Source organism: Acinetobacter sp. Ver3, assembly GCF_000632455.1.
Taxonomy (GTDB): Bacteria; Pseudomonadota; Gammaproteobacteria; order Pseudomonadales; family Moraxellaceae; genus Acinetobacter.
The window spans coordinates 1-16,701 of sequence record NZ_JFYL01000002.1 but is presented as its reverse complement, the minus strand read 5'-3'; the positions used below and the strand labels follow the sequence as shown (position 1 = coordinate 16,701).

Genomic DNA, 16,701 nt, shown 5'->3' with positions numbered 1-16,701 from the left:
GCTTAACATCCCAACCTTTAGCACAACAACCAAATAGTCAAATTGAAGCAACTACTGATTTAACGTCTCAAATACCCAAAGGTTTGCCCGAAGAGGGATTAGAACAATACCTTGAGAAAGTAGAAAAAGAAGTTTTAATTAATGCGTTAAACTCAACGCATTGGAACAGAACCCTAGCCGCCAAAAAATTAGGGATGACATTCCGCTCATTACGATATCGTTTAAAAAAATTTGGTTTAGATACTGAAGATGAATAACTTAGCATCACCCCGATATTGATGATATTTAACGGCTTCTTAACAACAAATCGGCTGCGTGTTGGAGGTAAACCTCCTCCTTCATATCCTGCGGCCAAGGATATTCGATATTAGGGGCTATGCCTTGCCCATCAATCTCGACACCATACGGTGTTAAGTAATGAGATACTGTCATTTGTAGTGCCGCACCATTTTCAAGTGGAAAGAGTTTTTGCACAACACCTTTACCATAACTCTTTTCACCAATGATTACGGCGCGTTGATGATCTTTCATTGCTGCCGTAAATACTTCTGCTGCAGAAGCCGAACGTTGATTAATCAATACTCCGACTTTAAGCCCTGTAAATTCATGTCCAGGTAAAGCTTGGAATTGTTGATCACCTTCTGAACGGCTACGTGTAGATACAATCAAACCCTGATTTAAAAATAAATCTGCCGTTTCCACAGCAGAAGATAATAATCCACCCGGATTATTTCTTAGATCTATTAAAACAGCTTTGAGTTGTTGGCTATGATGCTCATCGATATAACGTTTTATTTCATTCGCAGTATCTTGCTGAAAAACTTTCACCTTTAATAGTAAAACTTGATTACTCAGCATATGTGCTTGTATATCGGCAACATCTAGTTTTTGATTTCTCACTAAAATAATTGGAGATGAGTTCGGTGATCTTTGTAAACTGATGGTTGATCCAATCGAGCCGCTGAGCAAGTCTTTGACTTGATCTTGGTTTAACAATCTAAGCTCTTGTCCATCAATTTTGTAAAGTGTAACGCCGTTGGCCAATCCTAATTTTGCCGAGTCACTATCGGGATCTAAATTTTCGATCTGCCATAAACCTCGTGAGGTATCAAAGCTAAGATCAAAATCAATACTCGCTAAATCCTCCTCGGTATATTTGAGGAGTTGGCGATAATCTTCTGGAGATAAATAGCGAGAGTAACGATCTAGCCCACTCACCAAACCTTGGATCGCTTGTAAAAATAACTGATCGTCAGTGACTTCAGTGACATAGTTTTCTTTTACTGTACCGTAAATCTGAACAAACTGCTGTATAGATTCAATCGGAACTTCTGAACTGTTAGATGACCAGTCTTCTTCTAAAGGATCAACTGCTGGACCCTTAGATCCAGCAGCGAAAGCATGAACCCCATTCAAACTTAAAGCTAGACCTAACATGAGTTTGAATAACAATGGATTCATACTGAATTCCTTCTTATTTTTAAACTAAAGTCACTAAATTGCGACCTTTCATTTCAGCAGGAACAGGCAACTGCATTAAATTCAATAATGTCGGTGCAACATCTGCAAGCACACCACCCTCTGCAATTTTCGCTTGAGTTGGACCTACATAAATAAATGGCACATGCTCAGTTGTATGTTGAGTATGGACTTGACCACTTTCATAGTCCTGCATTTGTTCAACATTACCGTGATCCGCAGTGATCAACATATGGCCTTTCTTCGCCATCACTGCATCATAGACGCGACCTAAGCTGACATCCACTGCTTCTACTGCTTTAACGGCAGCATCGAATACCCCTGTATGTCCAACCATATCGCCATTTGCATAGTTCACAACGAGTAAGTCAAATTCACCTGAATTAATTGCATTCACTAACTCATCAGTGACTTCATAAGCACTCATTTCTGGTTTTAAATCATAGGTTGCAACATTTGGTGATGGAATCAAAATACGTTTTTCACCTGGATACTCATCTTCACGACCACCACTGAAGAAGAAAGTCACATGGGCATATTTCTCAGTTTCCGCGATACGTAATTGAGTTTTACCTAAATTAGACAGGTATTCACCAATTGAATTGACCAACGGTTCTGGCATATATGCCACCGGCGCATTAATTGTCGCTTGATAGCGCGTTAACATGACAAATTTCGCAAGCTGAGGCACAACTTTACGCTCGAAACCATCGAAGCCTTGTTCAACAAATGCTTTTGTCAATTCGCGAGCACGATCTGCACGGAAATTCATAAAAACAACAGCATCACCATCTTGTACTGCGGCTACATCCCCAATACGTGTTGCTTTCACAAACTCATCTGACTCTTCAGCAGCATACGCTTGTTCGAGACCTTCCACAGCAGACTCAACTACGCGAACAGCCTCACCTTCTGTTAATAAACGATATGCTTGTTCGACACGATCCCAACGATTGTCACGATCCATTGCGAAATAACGACCGATCATCGTTGCGATTCGACCCTGACCTGGATATTGGGCAAATAATGCATCTAATTTCTCTAAAGATGGTTGTGCACTTTTTGGGGGAGTATCACGACCATCTAAGAAAGCATGTAAATAGACTTGAGCACCTCTTTTTAGTGCCAACTCTGCCATAGCAACAATATGGTCTTCATGAGAGTGAACACCACCTTCAGACAACAATCCAAAAATATGTACTGCTTTTTGATTTTCTTTTGCTTTTTCTACAGCATCAACCAATACTTCATGTTTATAGAAATCACCAGTACGGATATCTTTGGTAATACGAGTGAAATCTTGATACAACACGCGTCCAGCACCAAGATTCATATGACCAACTTCTGAATTCCCCATTTGGCCATCTGGAAGACCAACATCTTCACCTGAACCTGAAATCAGACCATGTGGATGATTCTGTTTCATTGCAGTTAAATTAGGTGTTTTCGCTGCAAGAAAAGCATTATCTTCGACCGCTTCACGATGACCCACACCATCCATAATGACTAAAACGTGAGGGATTTTGCCAGCAGTTGCATCCGTCATGATATACACTCTTTTCTGTTTACAAATTAATCAACGTATCTTAACGAATTTTTCATTAAGACTCTATCTGAACACGATGGCTTTGATTGATCTAGACCATCTATTTTTCAATTTAAAAATTCTCTAGCGCGCTCGATATAGCAAATAGCTACCTACCGCAAAGATAAGCACAATTGGCAGAAAAACAAACCAAGCTGGAGATGGTGAATACACCAAACTCGCGTACCCTAAGAAGTCTTGTAGGTAGTAAAAACCAAGCCCTACAAATAACGCAATCACTAAACGAAAACCCATAGACTGTTGCCGTAAAGGGCCAAAAATAAAAGAGCAAGCAATCAGTACGAGTGCCAACAATGCAAATGGCGAAGCCACTTTTTGCCAGAATGCAAGTAAATACGTTTTAGGAACTTGACTATATTCATCCATATAGCGCATAAAACTGATCAATTGGCTTGGAGCTAAATCTTCAGGATCAATCGTCACCATATGAACATATTTAGGTTGAAGCGCTAAAGCAACATCCTGCTGAGGAGTTTGAATCAGTCTCGAATAGCCTTCAGGAAAAATATCCATCTGACTGGCTTCAATTAAAGACCATTGTCCATTTTGTACAAATTGACCTTGATTCGCAGTCAAGACTGACTTCAGACGATAATCTTGATCAAAGTCCATCATCTCAACTTGACGTAACTGCCCTTGCGCATTTGCATAGTCAATATAAATAAATCGTTGACCTTCTCTAGTCCAATACCCTTTGACTTCGCCAAGCTCAGCAACAGAACGACGGTCTTTAATACTTTCCGCCCGCTCATTGGTGTAAGGAATAACATATTCACTGAGTAAAAATGAAAGCAATACCAAGAGCATTGCTGAGCGCATGACCCAACCCACAATACGCCACAGGCTAATCCCTGAAGCGCGCATGACAATCAGCTCACTATTTGAAGCCATTGAACCCAAACCGAGCACTGCACCAATCAATGCTGAAATAGGTAAAATTTCATATAAATATTGCGGTGAAGCCCATAGAACATGAATAAGTGCTTGCCAAGCTCCATATCCTTCTTTCAGGCTGCCTAATTCACCCATATAGGTAAAAAGAATTTGAAGGGCTGATAAAATCGCTGTAGCACCCAACATCGCCAGCGCTGTGGTTTTCGTCACATGTTTTGCGACAATTCGACGTGCCAACATTATGATTTCACCTGCTCAATTCGTTTTTTTAACTTAGGTGCTAGTTTTTGTTTACGCGAGAAAATCGCTGCACCCACTGCATAAACAATCAAGATAGCGGGATAAGCCCAAATACCAATCTCATCTTTACTAATTCTGGTTTTAATCGCCATTAATGCCACAATCAAACTGGCAAAAATTAAGAGTGCAGGAAATAATTTTAAATATCGTCCTTGGCGTGGAGTAACCTCAGACAATGCCGTTGCTAACATCAATGCCACAATCAATGTAAATGGCACAAATATTCTCCAGCCCAATTCACTGGCTACTACAGGATCTTCACGGGTTTCAATTAACTTCGAAATTGGTAACGCTTCTACATCACCACTTTCAAATTTCGCCTCTTTATCACTTTCAAGACGCAAACGATATGAAGCAAATTCAGTATGACTATATTTCGGACTATCTTGATAAATTTCGTAACGGCGACCTTGGGTTAAATCAACAACACTCGCTGTTTCACCGACCATTTCAACACGTGTCGCTTCTTTCGCTAAAATCATGATGTCAGGTTTTTCAGGCTTATCTGCTCGCTGATAGAAGAAAATTTCTTTTAAGTTTTTACGATCTTCTGAAAGTGCACCAGCATAAATGGTATAAGGACCTGAGGAAATAAACTCTTTTGGACGTACCAAATCAAAGCCTGATCGAACCGCTTGGGTCGTCGTAAGCTTTTCAAATTCACGTATACCCCATGGAGACATCCATACCATTAATACCGTTTGAATGGCCAAATAAATGGCTGTGAGAGGTAACAATAAACGAGCCAATTGATTACGACTAACACCACTGCCATTGAGAACCGCCATTTCATGATCTACATACAGTCGGCCAAACACCAACATGAGACCAATGAAAAAACCTAAAGGTAAGATCAATGTCAAAAATTCTGGAAGACGGTAGCCAATGATGCTAAATAAAATACTTGCATCCATTCGACCCTGAGCTGCCACGCCAAAATACTTGATCAAACGCCCACCCAACATGATGAGTGTAAGCAATGAAATCACAACCACAGAGGTAGATACCACTTGTTTGACGAGGTAACGTCTTATAATCAAAGTAATCTTCCAAAATTAGGTTAAATCGGCTAGCGCTAGTTTACCCGAATGTTAAAAATATAAAACCTCATTGAAATTCTATCATTGGTAGTGTTTCAATGGTTTAATGATTTAAACGGTCTCAATAGGCACACAACAAGCATATGAAACTTTCAATTAATACATCATTGGCACAAATTTCAGAAAGCCAACATTTGGTTATTTTAGTCGACTCTGAAAACACCCATGCAGTTAAAAGCAACTATCAAATCAACAATTTAGACAGCCTAACTGAAGCAGCTCAATTCAAAGCAGGTTTCAATGAGTCTTTATCGTTATTGGGTCAAATTGAAAATCAACCGAATAGCATTCTACTTGGCTTAGGTAATGCACAAGAAGTTAAAGCTGCAAAATTAGCAAAAATTGCACAAACTATTATCAAAGCTTCACAAAAAAAATTCAAACAAATCAGTGTTGATATTTCAGCTTTGCCGAATGAATTACACTACTTATTTGCACTTAAACTCACTCAATCTGCTTATGCTTTTGACGAGTTTAAGTCGAAAAAAAATGACTTTATACTCGAACAAGTTCATCTAATTGCATCAAACTCTACGCTAACGTCAAATCAACTTAACTTAATTCAAGCAATTGAAAGCGGTCAAAACGTTGCACGTGATTTAGCAAATCGTCCAGGAAATATTTGTTTTCCTGAATATTTAGCGGATCATGCAATTGCATTGGCAGCAGAATTCCCAGATTTATTGAAAGTAACCGTGCTAGATGAACAGCAAATTGCTGATCTTGGCATGAATGCATTTCTTGCAGTCAGCAAAGGTTCAGATCGCCCTGGACGTATCATTACTCTTGAATATCAAGGTCAACTTGAACAAGCTCCTATCGTCCTCGTGGGTAAAGGGATCACTTTCGATACGGGCGGTATTTCATTAAAACCAGGTTTAGGCATGGATGAAATGAAGTACGATATGGGTGGTGCAGCTTCAGTTTTAGGAACTATGCGTTCACTCTGTGAAGCTCGCCTTCCGATTCATGTTGTAGGTGCAATTGCGGCGGCTGAGAACATGCCATCAGGTCATGCAACTCGACCAGGTGATATCGTCACCACGATGAGTGGTCAAACTGTTGAAATTCTAAATACAGATGCCGAAGGTCGCTTAGTCCTCTGTGACACGCTGACCTATGTCAAACGCTTTAACCCAGAACTTGTGATTGATATCGCAACATTAACAGGCGCTTGTGTTGTTGCGTTAGGCTCTGTTTTAACAGGTATGTTCACACCAGATGATGAACTGGCATATGAACTTTCTCAAGCTGGTGAACAATCATTTGACCGTGTATGGCGTATGCCTGTCTATGATGACTACCAAGAGCAGCTTGACTCTCCATTTGCTGATATTGCCAATATTGGTGGTCCAAAAGCTGGTGCTGTTACAGCTGCTTGCTTCTTGCAACGCTTTACACGTGAATATCGTTGGGCACATTTAGATGTTGCTGGTACAGCTTGGACATCTGGCGCAGCAAAAGGTGCAACTGGTCGCCCAGTTCCATTATTGGTTCAATTTCTCGCAAATCGCGTAAATTAATGTCTAAAATCAGCTTCTACTTATTTGAAAAGAGTCCAGAACGACAGGTCCAAAGTGCCTGTCGTTTATGTCGAAAAATTCTGCGTAACCCTGCAAAAATATGGATTCATTGTCCAGAATTGAGCATTCAAAACGAACTCGATGATTTACTTTGGAGTTTCGATCCGCAGAGTTTTTTGACACATGGTATTGATGATCAATCAGCAGCTATTTGTATTTCGTCTAAGCTCCCTGAAACTCAGGAATGGATCGTGTTTAATTTTCACATTCATGCACTTGAAGATCCTTCACGTTTCAGTCACATTATCGAAATTATTGAAAACAACGAAGCCGCCAAAGAAATTGGACGAGAGAAATATAAAACCTATCGAAAATTAGGTATCTCACCTCAAACACATAAACTTTAGCGCGTTGTCATTGGAAAAAGGAGAATCACGGTGGCCATTAATGTCGGTCAAGATTTTAAAAAACGTTGGTTGAAAGCGCCAGAAGCGGTTCGCCAAGCTTTTATCGACGACCTTAATCGCATCAGTGATTTACTCGAACCTCAAACTCAACCAGAGCAATGGCTAGACCATGATAATCGTGCCCAGCAAGTGGCTCAATTAAAGGTTGAACAGGCTTATGCGGATGAAAAAGCACGATTAATTGAAGAAGCTCGTATTCGTAAGCAATTGGCTTTAGAAAAATCATTAGCAGAAAAACGTGCACTGCAAGAGGCTTATAATCAAAAGCTTCTACAAGACGAATTTCTTAAATTTCAACAACAAACCGATTCGCTCGTACAGTTACGACAAGTGATTGATGCAGAAATCGATGAATATACTGAAAAATACCAAAAAGTGACTACACCTCATCGGGACTTTTCAGGAAACTCTTCTGCGCATTTATCAATTCATCAAGATTTAGATACGATTCGTTTACGTCTCGAGCTTGAAGCTGAAACCATGATTGAAGATGCCGTACAAATTTTTAAATCAAAACTCCAAGCAGCAGCAAAAGAAGAGATCGAACTTATTCTAAAAAATACATCTCTACCCTCTTAGAAGCTCAAAGGGTGGCTGCTTAGTGTCATCAAAATGAAACATATTTGTCACACCATGAATGTGATTTAAATGCTCTCTGCGATTTGACGGACATGAGGAAAGTATCACCATGGATCTTTTAAACAACATCTCTGAACGAATCACTCATTTGAAATCTGGCGAACATGTCACGATCAGTGCTCAAGAACTATTGATTAGTCGAGCAGATTTTCAATCGGTTTTAGTGTATTTAAAACATGAGTCGAAAAAAGGCGACTTTTTAATTCAAGATGAAGCTTTGGTAGAGAATTGGTTTGATCGCACATCACTCACCATTAATAAAATTTAAAAGAGCCCACTGAGGGCTTTTTTTTAACAGGTTTGAAGTATCAATTTAAGCAAAAAAATCTAAAACGGCTGAGAATATATTTCCCATGCCATACCCCATACCTAGTAAAAGTGCGATCCAAATCCAAGCACCAATAATATTGTAAAACATGAAACTGCTATAGCTCATATATCCAGAGCCCGCAGCGAATGGAGCAAAAGAACGTACAAAAGGGATAAAGCGCGCAATTAAAATGGTCTTACCACCATGTTTCTCGAAATAAGCATTGGTTTTGGCAATATACTCAGGTTTTAACCAACGTGAGTGCTCGCTAAAATATTTAACACCAAGCCATCGCCCTGTATAGAAATTGAGAATATAACCAAGGACTGAGGCGATAAATAATAACAATCCCATATAGTGCAAATGAATCAACTCAGTGGTCGAACATAAAGCACCGATGGCGATGAGCAAACTGTCCCCAGGTAAAAAAAACATGAAAACGGAACCATTTTCCGCAAATATCACTAAAAATAAAATTGCGTAAATCCATACGCCATATTGCTCTAATAAACTAGGTAAAAGCTGCTCTAAATGCAGTAAAAAATCAATCATTCTGAAGTTCTCTGAGCACGTTGCTTTCTCCTTTAGATAGATTGTATACCTAATTTATTTAAACAAAAAAACAGCCTAAAAATTTAGGCTGTTTTCTATTTTAATCATTTTTTAACGTAAAAAACCATTCTGTGCTAAAAATTCCATGCTTAATTTAGACTCAGGTTTATGCTCAGCAGCCTTATCCCCAAGCAATAAACGTTCAATATATCGTGCAAGTACATCGACTTCTAAGTTTACTCTAGTCCCGACTTTCCACGTACTAATATTGGTCCGCTCTGCAGTATGAGGAATAAGATTTAAACTCAACACATTGCCACGTAGATGATTGATTGTAAGACTAATTCCATCAACTGTGATAGAACCTTTCTCCGCTAAATATTTTGCAATTTCAGGCGGGGCCGTTACCTCAAAATAGAGTGAACGTGCATCTTGACGTTGCACTGTAATTTCACCAACAACATCCACATGTCCACTGACAATATGACCACCAAAGCGAGTTGTCGGCAACATCGCTTTTTCTACATTGACGGTTTGCCCAACCTTCCAACTCGATAAAGTTGTACGATGAATACTTTCAAGTGACACGTCTGCTTCGTACCATTGATTGCCCCATGCAATAACAGTTAAGCAGATGCCATTGGTCGCAATTGAATCACCCAATTGAACATCAGACATATCAAGATCAGTCTGTATACGCAAGCGGATATCACCACCTACATTTTGTAAACTTTCGACTTTTCCTAAACTTTCAACAATGCCTGTAAACATAATGGGTACTCTTAAATTTGTTCTATTTTTACCATAAATCCAATTGTTCAGCGACGCCTGTAGTGTCAACACCACCCAATTCAGCATAGTGGTGTAACTGACCAAGTAACTGTCGAATTGGCGGTCCTGATTTTGCGTGCGTGTCTGTAATCACGATAAACTCAAGAACGCGCGCACGCTCAGACTGACGCTGCTTACTCACACGATATCTTGGAACATCTTGAGTCAAAATTGTGACTCGTCCACGCTCTAAATTCGCTTTAAGTAAATCACCAGCCTCAATATTTCCATCTGTTGAATAGCTGGTCAAAATATAGCGTGCATTAATGGTTTGCAAAAGCTTTTCATACGCTTCTTTGGCATGTTTAGAAGAATTGTATGGGCTTGGTCGTTCTTTACGCCAAGCACGGTCGATTCCGCTCTTGAAACCCTTAGTATCTGGACTTGGTAAATCTACCTGATCCCATAAAGTCAAAGCATTCAATACATGATAGTTGCTACTATACGCATGCTGATTATAGGGTGGATCCAAATATGCCACATCGACTTCGAAACCGCTCATTTGATTTGCTAAATGTTGAGCATCCACACACCACATTTCAGCCGCTGGGCCTGTCAGATTTGAATTTTCACAAAAACGACCTGGGGTCAGCCATAGTAATGATTCAATTCGCTCTAAAGCCGTCTGAGTTTTACCGCCCCAGCCGTGATGGAAACTCTTAAATACGCCTGACGTATTACTCACAAAACTTGCTGAATACAATAAAGGTGCAAGTAAAGCGCTCATTTCCACATCATCAATTGCACCTTGAGCTTGCCAAGTTGCAATTTGTTGGCGAATTGCATCAATGCGCATGCCATTTCGGCGTTTGAAGAATAAACGGTCTCTTGAAGGATCATAGATTTCATCATTACGAGGGCAGAGATTGTGTGTCACCCATCCTTTGACCTCAGGCAAGCGATTAAGATAATCAATTGCTTTCTGATATCCGCCTAATTCTTTAAAAGCAGGAGCTTCAGTACATGACAATATGGCATGATTAAGTGCGTGGCTGTAAGGCTCCCAATCGTTCGCTATTACTCGGTAGCCATTTTGACGAGCCAAACGAGAAACCACACCGCTTCCAGCAAAAAAGTCCGCAAAGATAGGCGCTCGACCTGAACTCGTATTCAAAGTTCCAGTGCTTTCTAATGCCTCAAGAATCAAATGTAATAAACGACGCTTGTTGCCTAAATAAGGCACAAGTTGATTAAACAAATACTCATCTGTCGTACGTGCTGCATGGCGACGTTTATGATAAACCGTTGACTCTGTACTCATAGCGACTCTTGATCAGGGATTAATTTTAAACGGATGTCATCACTTAACTGAGTTACATCTTGAAGTTTAAAACGGAGTTGTTCTGTCATTTGTTTAAATTCAGCATTAAACATTGGACGAGCTGATTGACCTAATAGTGTAGGTGCAATATAACTAATCAATTCATCTACCAAATTTTCCTGCAAAAATGCAGTAGATAGGGTTGCACCAGCTTCCACCATCACATCATAGATTTGAAAATCTTTTAAGACTTTTAGCAATTCAACTAAGGGCTGAACTTCGAGTTGAATCACGCCAAGTTGTGCAAGCTCTGCTCGAAATGGCCCCATGACCATGACAGTATCAGGATTCTCTAACACTTTAGCATCTAAAGGTAAGCGACCTTGACGATCTAAAATCACACGTTTAGGCTGCACAACTCGCTCTAATTCAATATTCGGTAAAGCTCGAACATTCAACTGACAATCATCAGCCAACACTGTTTCAATACCCGTGATCACTGCACCAGAAATTGCACGCCAATGTTGAACATCCTGACGTGCCAATTCACCTGTAATCCACTTCGACTCCCCTGAAGCCATTGCTGTACGACCATCGAGACTCGACGCGACCTTTAAACGTACATAAGGTAATCCCTTAGACATAGCTTTAAAGAAGCCTAAGTTCAAAGGACGCGCTTCCAACTCACAGATCCCGACTTCAACGTCTATACCTGCTTGTTGTAGGATAGCCACACCTTTACCAGCAACCAATGGATTAGGGTCTGAACAAGCCACTATCACTTTTGCAATGCCCGCTTCTACTAAGCCTTTCGCGCAAGGAGGAGTTCGACCATAATGCGCACAAGGCTCTAGTGTGACATATGCCGTTGCACCCTGTGCTAGCTCCCCTGCTTGACGAAGTGCAAACACTTCGGCATGTGGTTGCCCAGCTTGGGGGTGAAAACCTTCACCAATGATCTGTCCGTCTTTGACAATGACACAACCTACATTAGGATTTGGTTTTGTCGAATATTGACCTTGCTTCGCCAATGCTATTGCACGACGCATCCACATTTGATCTTGATCGATCTGTTGTTGCGAGAACTCAGACATTCATAACCTTGAAGTTGAATTTGGGGCGAGATTAATGTTCTTGATCTCGGTGTTGCATTTGTTCGATTTGACGGCGAAATGCTTCTACATCTTGGAAATCTTGATATACAGAGGCAAAACGTACGTATGCGACATGATCAAGGGCAAATAAAGCCTTCATTACAATTTCGCCTATTGTACGAGAACGAACATCACGTTCACCTAGTCGACGAATTTGAAGTTGAATATCACTGACCACCGTTTCAATTTGTTCTTGTGTCACGGGACGTTTTTGTAAAGCATGCATGAGTGAACGACGAAGTTTCGCTTCATCATAAGGTTCATTTTTACCATCAGACTTGGTGACACGAGGCATCACCACTTCAAAACTTTCAAAAGTTGTAAAACGCTCATTACAACTAATACATTCACGACGACGGCGAATTTGGCAGCCTTCAGCAGCTAAACGTGAATCAATCACCTTACTATCAGCGGCGTTGCAAAATGGACAATGCATAGCGGTTTAATTGAACAAATTCTATTTGCACCAAGTGTATCAAAAAATTCTGCTCATGTTGAGCTTTCATCAATATATAGAAAAAAAACAGCCCCAAAGGGCTGTTTCACACTATATATTGATTATTGTGTTTAATCGTTATTCAACACGCTCACCATGTTGACTTAAATCCAGACCCATACGCTCATCGTCTGACTCAACACGAATACCGATGATTAAATCAATGACTTTTAAGATGATGAATGTCAGGATTGCTGAATAAGCGATTGTTGCAAGAACACCTTCAACTTGTACCCATAATTGGCTTAATACGTTTGTAGGTGCTGCATCGCCCATGATGAACTCACTTGCAAAGAATGCGGTTAGAATTGCGCCAACGATACCACCAACACCGTGAAGTCCAAAGGCATCTAATGAGTCATCCGCTTTCAATGCACGTTTTAATGCTGTAATACCCCAGAAGCACACGACACCACCAATTAAGCCCATCGCTAAAGCACCACCTACTGTCACGAATCCAGCAGCTGGCGTAATCACAACCAGACCAGCTACCGCACCTGATGCCGCACCCAACACTGAAGCTTTGCCACGAACGACTTTTTCAGTGATTAACCATGAAATGGCAGCAGCGGCAGCAGCAACTTGAGTAACAACCAATGCATAACCTGCTGAACCATTTGCACCTAATGCAGAACCACCATTGAAACCAAACCAGCCGACCCAAATTAAGCTCGCACCAATGACAGTCAATGTGAGGTTATGTGGCGCCATTGATTCTTTGCCTAGCCCCATACGCTTACCAAGCATATACGCCGCAACTAAACCAGCAACACCTGAGTTAATATGAACAACTGTACCACCTGCAAAATCAAGTGCACCATCGTTACCTAACCAACCACCACCCCATACCCAGTGTGTAATAGGAGCATAGACAACCACCACCCAAATTGCGATAAACGCAACAAAAGCACTAAATTTCATACGCTCTGCAATAGAACCACTGATAATGGCAACGGTAATGATTGCAAATGTCATTTGGAAGATGACAAATAAAATTTCTGGAATTGTTCCACTCAATGCTTCTGTAGTGATACCAGACAACATAAATTTATCTAGACTTCCAATAAAGGCATTACCTTCACCAAAAGCAAGTGTGTAGCCAACCACCACCCAAGCGATACTGACCACTGCAGCAGCGACAAAGCTGTGTGCCATGGTACTTAAGACATTTTTTTTACGTACCATACCGCCGTAGAACAGCGCTAAACCAGGAATGGTCATGAGTAAAACGAGTGCAGTTGAAACTAAAATCCAGGCAGTGTCACCCGTATCAAGAACTGCCGCTTCTTCAGCAGGAGCTTCTTCTGGAGCTGCTGGTAATGTTTCAACCAAATTAGAATCTGTAGATGAAGCCTCAGTTTCAACAACTGCAACTTCAGTAGAAGTTGGTTCTGACACTGCTTCTTCAGCCCATGCGACAGAACCACCTAAGAGTGCGCCAGACAAGCTCAGCGCCATTAGCATTTTTTTCATTCGTATCCCCCAACCTAGTTTTTGTGAGTTATTCGCTACTCAGCAAACTTCATGCCAAATTAAACTGCGTCAGCACCAGTCTCACCAGTACGGATACGGATAACTTGTTCTAGATTCGTCACGAAAATTTTTCCGTCACCAATTTTGCCAGTACTAGCTACACGTGTAATTGATTCAATCACTGAATCAACCATTTCGTCACTGATTGCGATTTCAATTTTTACTTTAGGTAAAAAATCAACCACATATTCAGCACCACGATAAAGTTCAGTATGACCTTTTTGACGACCAAAACCTTTTACTTCAGTTACGGTGATCCCTTGAACGCCAATTTCAGAGAGTGCTTCACGCACGTCATCTAATTTGAATGGTTTTACAATTGCTGTTACGAGTTTCATGTTGTTTTCCTTCGGCTTTTTTCACCAGTAAGGTTTTATGTTCAAATTTCATGCCAAACTTCATAATGGTTGGGGATATTAATCAGCCAGCATGAACTTATTTATAACCTATTTTATACGCCTACACGGTCTTATGTTCTAAAAATATTGGGAATTTTGATGGATTTTTTTTATGTTCTTATTGGTTTAACCTATGAAATGTAGTTAACACTAGGGTCAATCCAAAACGGATGTTAAACTTCAATGTTGATGACTTATTATTCGGAAGAACTATGATTGAAACTTTATTACAGGCAATCTTAGAACAGGTTGACCAACCCAAAAAAGATTTAGAAAAAAATGTGAGAGCGTTGTTAAACGAAGCGATTAGTAAAATGGATTTGGTTTCTAAAGAAGAAATCGAACGTCAGAAAACTGCACTAAACAATGCCAATTCCCGTTTAACAGAACTTCAAACGCAATTAAAATCACTAGAAAGCTTAATTTCCGATCAAAAATAAGCAACATTGCACCAATACAGTGCTTAAACACAAAGTCAGTGATTAAAAATAAAGCAATTCTAAAAATAATATAATAATGGTTCAGTTTTATGTCATTTGCAAAAATTTATACCCGAGGTCTTCTTGGTTTACATGCACCACTGATTGAAGTCGAGGTTCATGTCAGCCAAGGATTACCTTCACTCACCATTGTAGGTCTTCCAGAAGCTGCTGTTCGAGAAAGTAAGGATCGTGTCCGTTCTGCAATCATTAATAGCGGTTTTCAATTTCCAACCAAACGGCTGACGATCAATCTAGCCCCTGCTGATTTACCCAAAGATAGTTCAAGGCTTGATTTACCTATTGCTTTGGGGATTTTAATCGCTTCAGGGCAACTACATGATCAAAGTATTGACCGTTTTGAATTTATAGGTGAATTGGCACTCGATGGTCTGTTAAGACCTGTAACTGGAACTTTGACGATCGCAATGGCATGTCAAACCGCAGGTCATGAGTTAATGATTCCTGTGAGTAATTTGGATGATGCAGCACTTCTTCCCAATTTTGAGGTGTATACAGCCAAATCTTTAAAAGATGTTTGCCAGCACTTTGATCAGTCGAGTCCAATTCAACCCATATTAGCGAATAAAACGATCCAACCTCAAAAAAATCGATTTGATCTCGCTGATGTCAAAGGTCAATTACGTCCAAGACGTGCCTTAGAAATCGCAGCAGCTGGTGGACATTCGATTTTATTTAAAGGCCCGCCAGGCACTGGTAAAACACTGCTTGCCTCAAGATTGTCTGGCATCTTGCCCCCATTAACTAATCAAGAACACTTAGAGGTCGCAAGTATTTACTCCATTGCAAATACACCTTATCAATTTGGTCATCGCCCCTTTAGAGCGCCACATCATACGGCATCCGCTGTGGCCTTGGTTGGTGGTGGATGTCATTTACAAACAACTATGCGACATTCCAAACAACTATGCGATAAATTACAGGTTTTATCTTTACAGTAATCTTTATTTGAAATAAATCATTGAATATAAAAAATAATTTAATATAATTTAAAACAATATCAAAGTACTAACTATATATTTGGATCTTGCAATGTATAATATCTTTTTAAATAATATTAAAGCAGCACGTAAATTAAAAACACAAAAAATATTGCTGAAGTAAGTCTGAGTATTTTTAGAATGCTTATTCAACATATTTGTATTTCAAATGCAGAATATATAAATATTTTAGCTAAAGAAAGTTCTGAAAACATGTCAAAAATTGATATTAGTTTTATTGAGCTATCTCAACCGGCCGATGGAACATGCGTTGATTTTATAAGTAACTCTCTAACACAGATAGCAAAATTGAAAAACAGCTCTTTAGCTAGATTCTACTTTGAAGATAAAGATATTTCAAACGAACCTGCATTAGTAGAATGGCTACAAATCAAAGAAATATCTTTAAGAAATATCTTACATACATATGTTGAAGATCGAAATGAAAGTATCTTTGGTCATGGTATTTCATCAACTAATTTATTTTTAGATATCGATATTATTGAATATATTTTAGAAAAATTAAAAGTTTATCTACCAGAAAGTAAAGGCGACGATTTTTTATTTTTTCCTAAAAATTTTAATATCTCTACTCCTATTCAAACATTAAGATTATTTGATGGAAATCCTACGTGTTACAGAAAAATCAAAAAAACTAATAATGGGATGATTCATGTT

General features: G+C 39.7%; 16 protein-coding genes and 3 pseudogenes. 8 read left to right on the top strand and 11 right to left on the bottom strand.

Annotated elements, in window-relative coordinates; genetic code table 11:
- Positions 1-74: 74 nt before the first annotated feature.
- Positions 75-257 (top strand): annotated as a pseudogene (locus tag CL42_RS17700) (helix-turn-helix domain-containing protein); the annotation flags it as partial.
- Between the two features lie 28 nt (positions 258-285).
- Here CL42_RS17700 and CL42_RS00865 read toward each other — a convergent pair.
- The 4 genes from CL42_RS00865 to lptF form a co-directional block, all read right to left on the bottom strand.
- A complete protein-coding gene (locus CL42_RS00865) occupies positions 286-1,461 on the bottom strand; it encodes a S41 family peptidase (protein ID WP_035263896.1) in 1,176 nt (391 codons plus the stop codon).
- Positions 1,462-1,480: 19 nt separating this feature from the next.
- On the bottom strand, positions 1,481-3,025 hold the full coding sequence (gene gpmI, locus CL42_RS00860) for a 2,3-bisphosphoglycerate-independent phosphoglycerate mutase (protein ID WP_035263895.1): 1,545 nt from the start codon (positions 3,023-3,025) through the stop codon (positions 1,481-1,483).
- 123 nt (positions 3,026-3,148) lie between these two features.
- Positions 3,149-4,219, bottom strand: a complete 1,071-nt coding sequence (gene lptG / locus CL42_RS00855; protein WP_035263894.1) for an LPS export ABC transporter permease LptG — start codon at positions 4,217-4,219, stop codon at positions 3,149-3,151.
- Positions 4,219-5,319: an LPS export ABC transporter permease LptF gene (gene lptF, locus CL42_RS00850; protein ID WP_035263893.1), complete on the bottom strand. Its 1,101-nt coding sequence runs from the start codon at positions 5,317-5,319 to the stop codon at positions 4,219-4,221. The genes lptG and lptF overlap by 1 nt, the downstream gene beginning before the upstream one ends.
- Before the next feature lie 143 nt (positions 5,320-5,462).
- Here lptF and CL42_RS00845 point away from each other — a divergent pair, with 143 nt between their 5' ends.
- The 4 genes from CL42_RS00845 to CL42_RS00830 all read left to right on the top strand — a co-directional run bounded on the left by CL42_RS00845 (position 5,463) and on the right by CL42_RS00830 (position 8,276).
- Entirely contained in the window at positions 5,463-6,902 is a 1,440-nt protein-coding gene (locus CL42_RS00845; protein ID WP_035263891.1) for a leucyl aminopeptidase, read from the top strand.
- A complete protein-coding gene (locus CL42_RS00840) occupies positions 6,902-7,309 on the top strand; it encodes a DNA polymerase III subunit chi (protein ID WP_035263890.1) in 408 nt (135 codons plus the stop codon). The genes CL42_RS00845 and CL42_RS00840 overlap by 1 nt, the downstream gene beginning before the upstream one ends.
- Before the next feature lie 30 nt (positions 7,310-7,339).
- On the top strand, positions 7,340-7,948 hold the full coding sequence (locus tag CL42_RS00835; RefSeq protein WP_035263888.1) for a hypothetical protein: 609 nt from the start codon (positions 7,340-7,342) through the stop codon (positions 7,946-7,948).
- A 109-nt stretch (positions 7,949-8,057) separates the two neighbouring features.
- Positions 8,058-8,276, top strand: a complete 219-nt coding sequence (locus tag CL42_RS00830) for a hypothetical protein (RefSeq protein ID WP_035263886.1) — start codon at positions 8,058-8,060, stop codon at positions 8,274-8,276.
- Between the two features lie 45 nt (positions 8,277-8,321).
- Here CL42_RS00830 and CL42_RS00825 read toward each other — a convergent pair whose 3' ends face one another.
- From CL42_RS00825 to glnK, 7 genes are all read right to left on the bottom strand, one after another.
- Complete coding sequence (locus tag CL42_RS00825) at positions 8,322-8,870, bottom strand: VTT domain-containing protein (protein ID WP_035263884.1); 549 nt, start codon at positions 8,868-8,870, stop codon at positions 8,322-8,324.
- Between the two features lie 111 nt (positions 8,871-8,981).
- The gene (locus CL42_RS00820) at positions 8,982-9,641 is read right to left on the bottom strand and encodes a riboflavin synthase (protein WP_035263883.1); all 660 of its coding nucleotides are present in this window, start codon (positions 9,639-9,641) and stop codon (positions 8,982-8,984) included.
- A gap of 28 nt (positions 9,642-9,669) precedes the next feature.
- Positions 9,670-10,962 (bottom strand): DNA adenine methylase, encoded by a 1,293-nt coding sequence (locus CL42_RS00815; RefSeq protein WP_035263881.1) that lies wholly within the window; start codon positions 10,960-10,962, stop codon positions 9,670-9,672.
- Positions 10,959-12,056 (bottom strand): bifunctional diaminohydroxyphosphoribosylaminopyrimidine deaminase/5-amino-6-(5-phosphoribosylamino)uracil reductase RibD, encoded by a 1,098-nt coding sequence (gene ribD / locus CL42_RS00810; protein ID WP_035263880.1) that lies wholly within the window; start codon positions 12,054-12,056, stop codon positions 10,959-10,961. Before ribD ends, CL42_RS00815 begins: the two co-directional genes overlap by 4 nt.
- Positions 12,057-12,087: 31 nt before the next feature.
- Positions 12,088-12,552 (bottom strand): transcriptional regulator NrdR, encoded by a 465-nt coding sequence (nrdR, locus tag CL42_RS00805; RefSeq protein WP_035263879.1) that lies wholly within the window; start codon positions 12,550-12,552, stop codon positions 12,088-12,090.
- 138 nt (positions 12,553-12,690) lie between these two features.
- The gene (locus tag CL42_RS00800) at positions 12,691-14,085 is read right to left on the bottom strand and encodes an ammonium transporter (RefSeq protein WP_035263878.1); all 1,395 of its coding nucleotides are present in this window, start codon (positions 14,083-14,085) and stop codon (positions 12,691-12,693) included.
- A gap of 59 nt (positions 14,086-14,144) precedes the next feature.
- On the bottom strand, positions 14,145-14,483 hold the full coding sequence (gene glnK, locus CL42_RS00795) for a P-II family nitrogen regulator (protein WP_004650081.1): 339 nt from the start codon (positions 14,481-14,483) through the stop codon (positions 14,145-14,147).
- 272 nt (positions 14,484-14,755) lie between these two features.
- On the opposite strand from glnK, the gene CL42_RS00790 reads away from it, so the two are divergent.
- The 3 genes and pseudogenes from CL42_RS00790 to CL42_RS00780 form a co-directional block, all read left to right on the top strand.
- On the top strand, positions 14,756-14,983 hold the full coding sequence (locus CL42_RS00790) for an accessory factor UbiK family protein (protein WP_035264082.1): 228 nt from the start codon (positions 14,756-14,758) through the stop codon (positions 14,981-14,983).
- Positions 14,984-15,072: 89 nt separating this feature from the next.
- A pseudogene (locus CL42_RS00785) lies at positions 15,073-15,918 on the top strand (YifB family Mg chelatase-like AAA ATPase); the annotation flags it as partial.
- Between the two features lie 246 nt (positions 15,919-16,164).
- A pseudogene (locus tag CL42_RS00780) lies at positions 16,165-16,701 on the top strand (hypothetical protein); the annotation flags it as partial.

Bases quoted from the DNA above. Each gene is read 5' to 3' on its own strand.
- gpmI (WP_035263895.1), bottom strand. From the start codon at position 3,025: ATGACGGATGCAACTGCTGGCAAAATCCCTCACGTTTTAGTCATTATG.
- CL42_RS00800 (WP_035263878.1), bottom strand. From the start codon at position 14,085: ATGAAAAAAATGCTAATGGCGCTGAGCTTGTCTGGCGCACTCTTAGGT.
- ribD (WP_035263880.1), bottom strand. From the start codon at position 12,056: ATGTCTGAGTTCTCGCAACAACAGATCGATCAAGATCAAATGTGGATG.
- CL42_RS00790 (WP_035264082.1), top strand. From the start codon at position 14,756: ATGATTGAAACTTTATTACAGGCAATCTTAGAACAGGTTGACCAACCC.
- CL42_RS00830 (WP_035263886.1), top strand. From the start codon at position 8,058: ATGGATCTTTTAAACAACATCTCTGAACGAATCACTCATTTGAAATCT.
- glnK (WP_004650081.1), bottom strand. From the start codon at position 14,483: ATGAAACTCGTAACAGCAATTGTAAAACCATTCAAATTAGATGACGTG.
- nrdR (WP_035263879.1), bottom strand. From the start codon at position 12,552: ATGCATTGTCCATTTTGCAACGCCGCTGATAGTAAGGTGATTGATTCA.
- CL42_RS00820 (WP_035263883.1), bottom strand. From the start codon at position 9,641: ATGTTTACAGGCATTGTTGAAAGTTTAGGAAAAGTCGAAAGTTTACAA.
- CL42_RS00865 (WP_035263896.1), bottom strand. From the start codon at position 1,461: ATGAATCCATTGTTATTCAAACTCATGTTAGGTCTAGCTTTAAGTTTG.
- CL42_RS00815 (WP_035263881.1), bottom strand. From the start codon at position 10,962: ATGAGTACAGAGTCAACGGTTTATCATAAACGTCGCCATGCAGCACGT.
- CL42_RS00840 (WP_035263890.1), top strand. From the start codon at position 6,902: ATGTCTAAAATCAGCTTCTACTTATTTGAAAAGAGTCCAGAACGACAG.
- CL42_RS00845 (WP_035263891.1), top strand. From the start codon at position 5,463: ATGAAACTTTCAATTAATACATCATTGGCACAAATTTCAGAAAGCCAA.
- lptG (WP_035263894.1), bottom strand. From the start codon at position 4,219: ATGTTGGCACGTCGAATTGTCGCAAAACATGTGACGAAAACCACAGCG.
- CL42_RS00825 (WP_035263884.1), bottom strand. From the start codon at position 8,870: ATGATTGATTTTTTACTGCATTTAGAGCAGCTTTTACCTAGTTTATTA.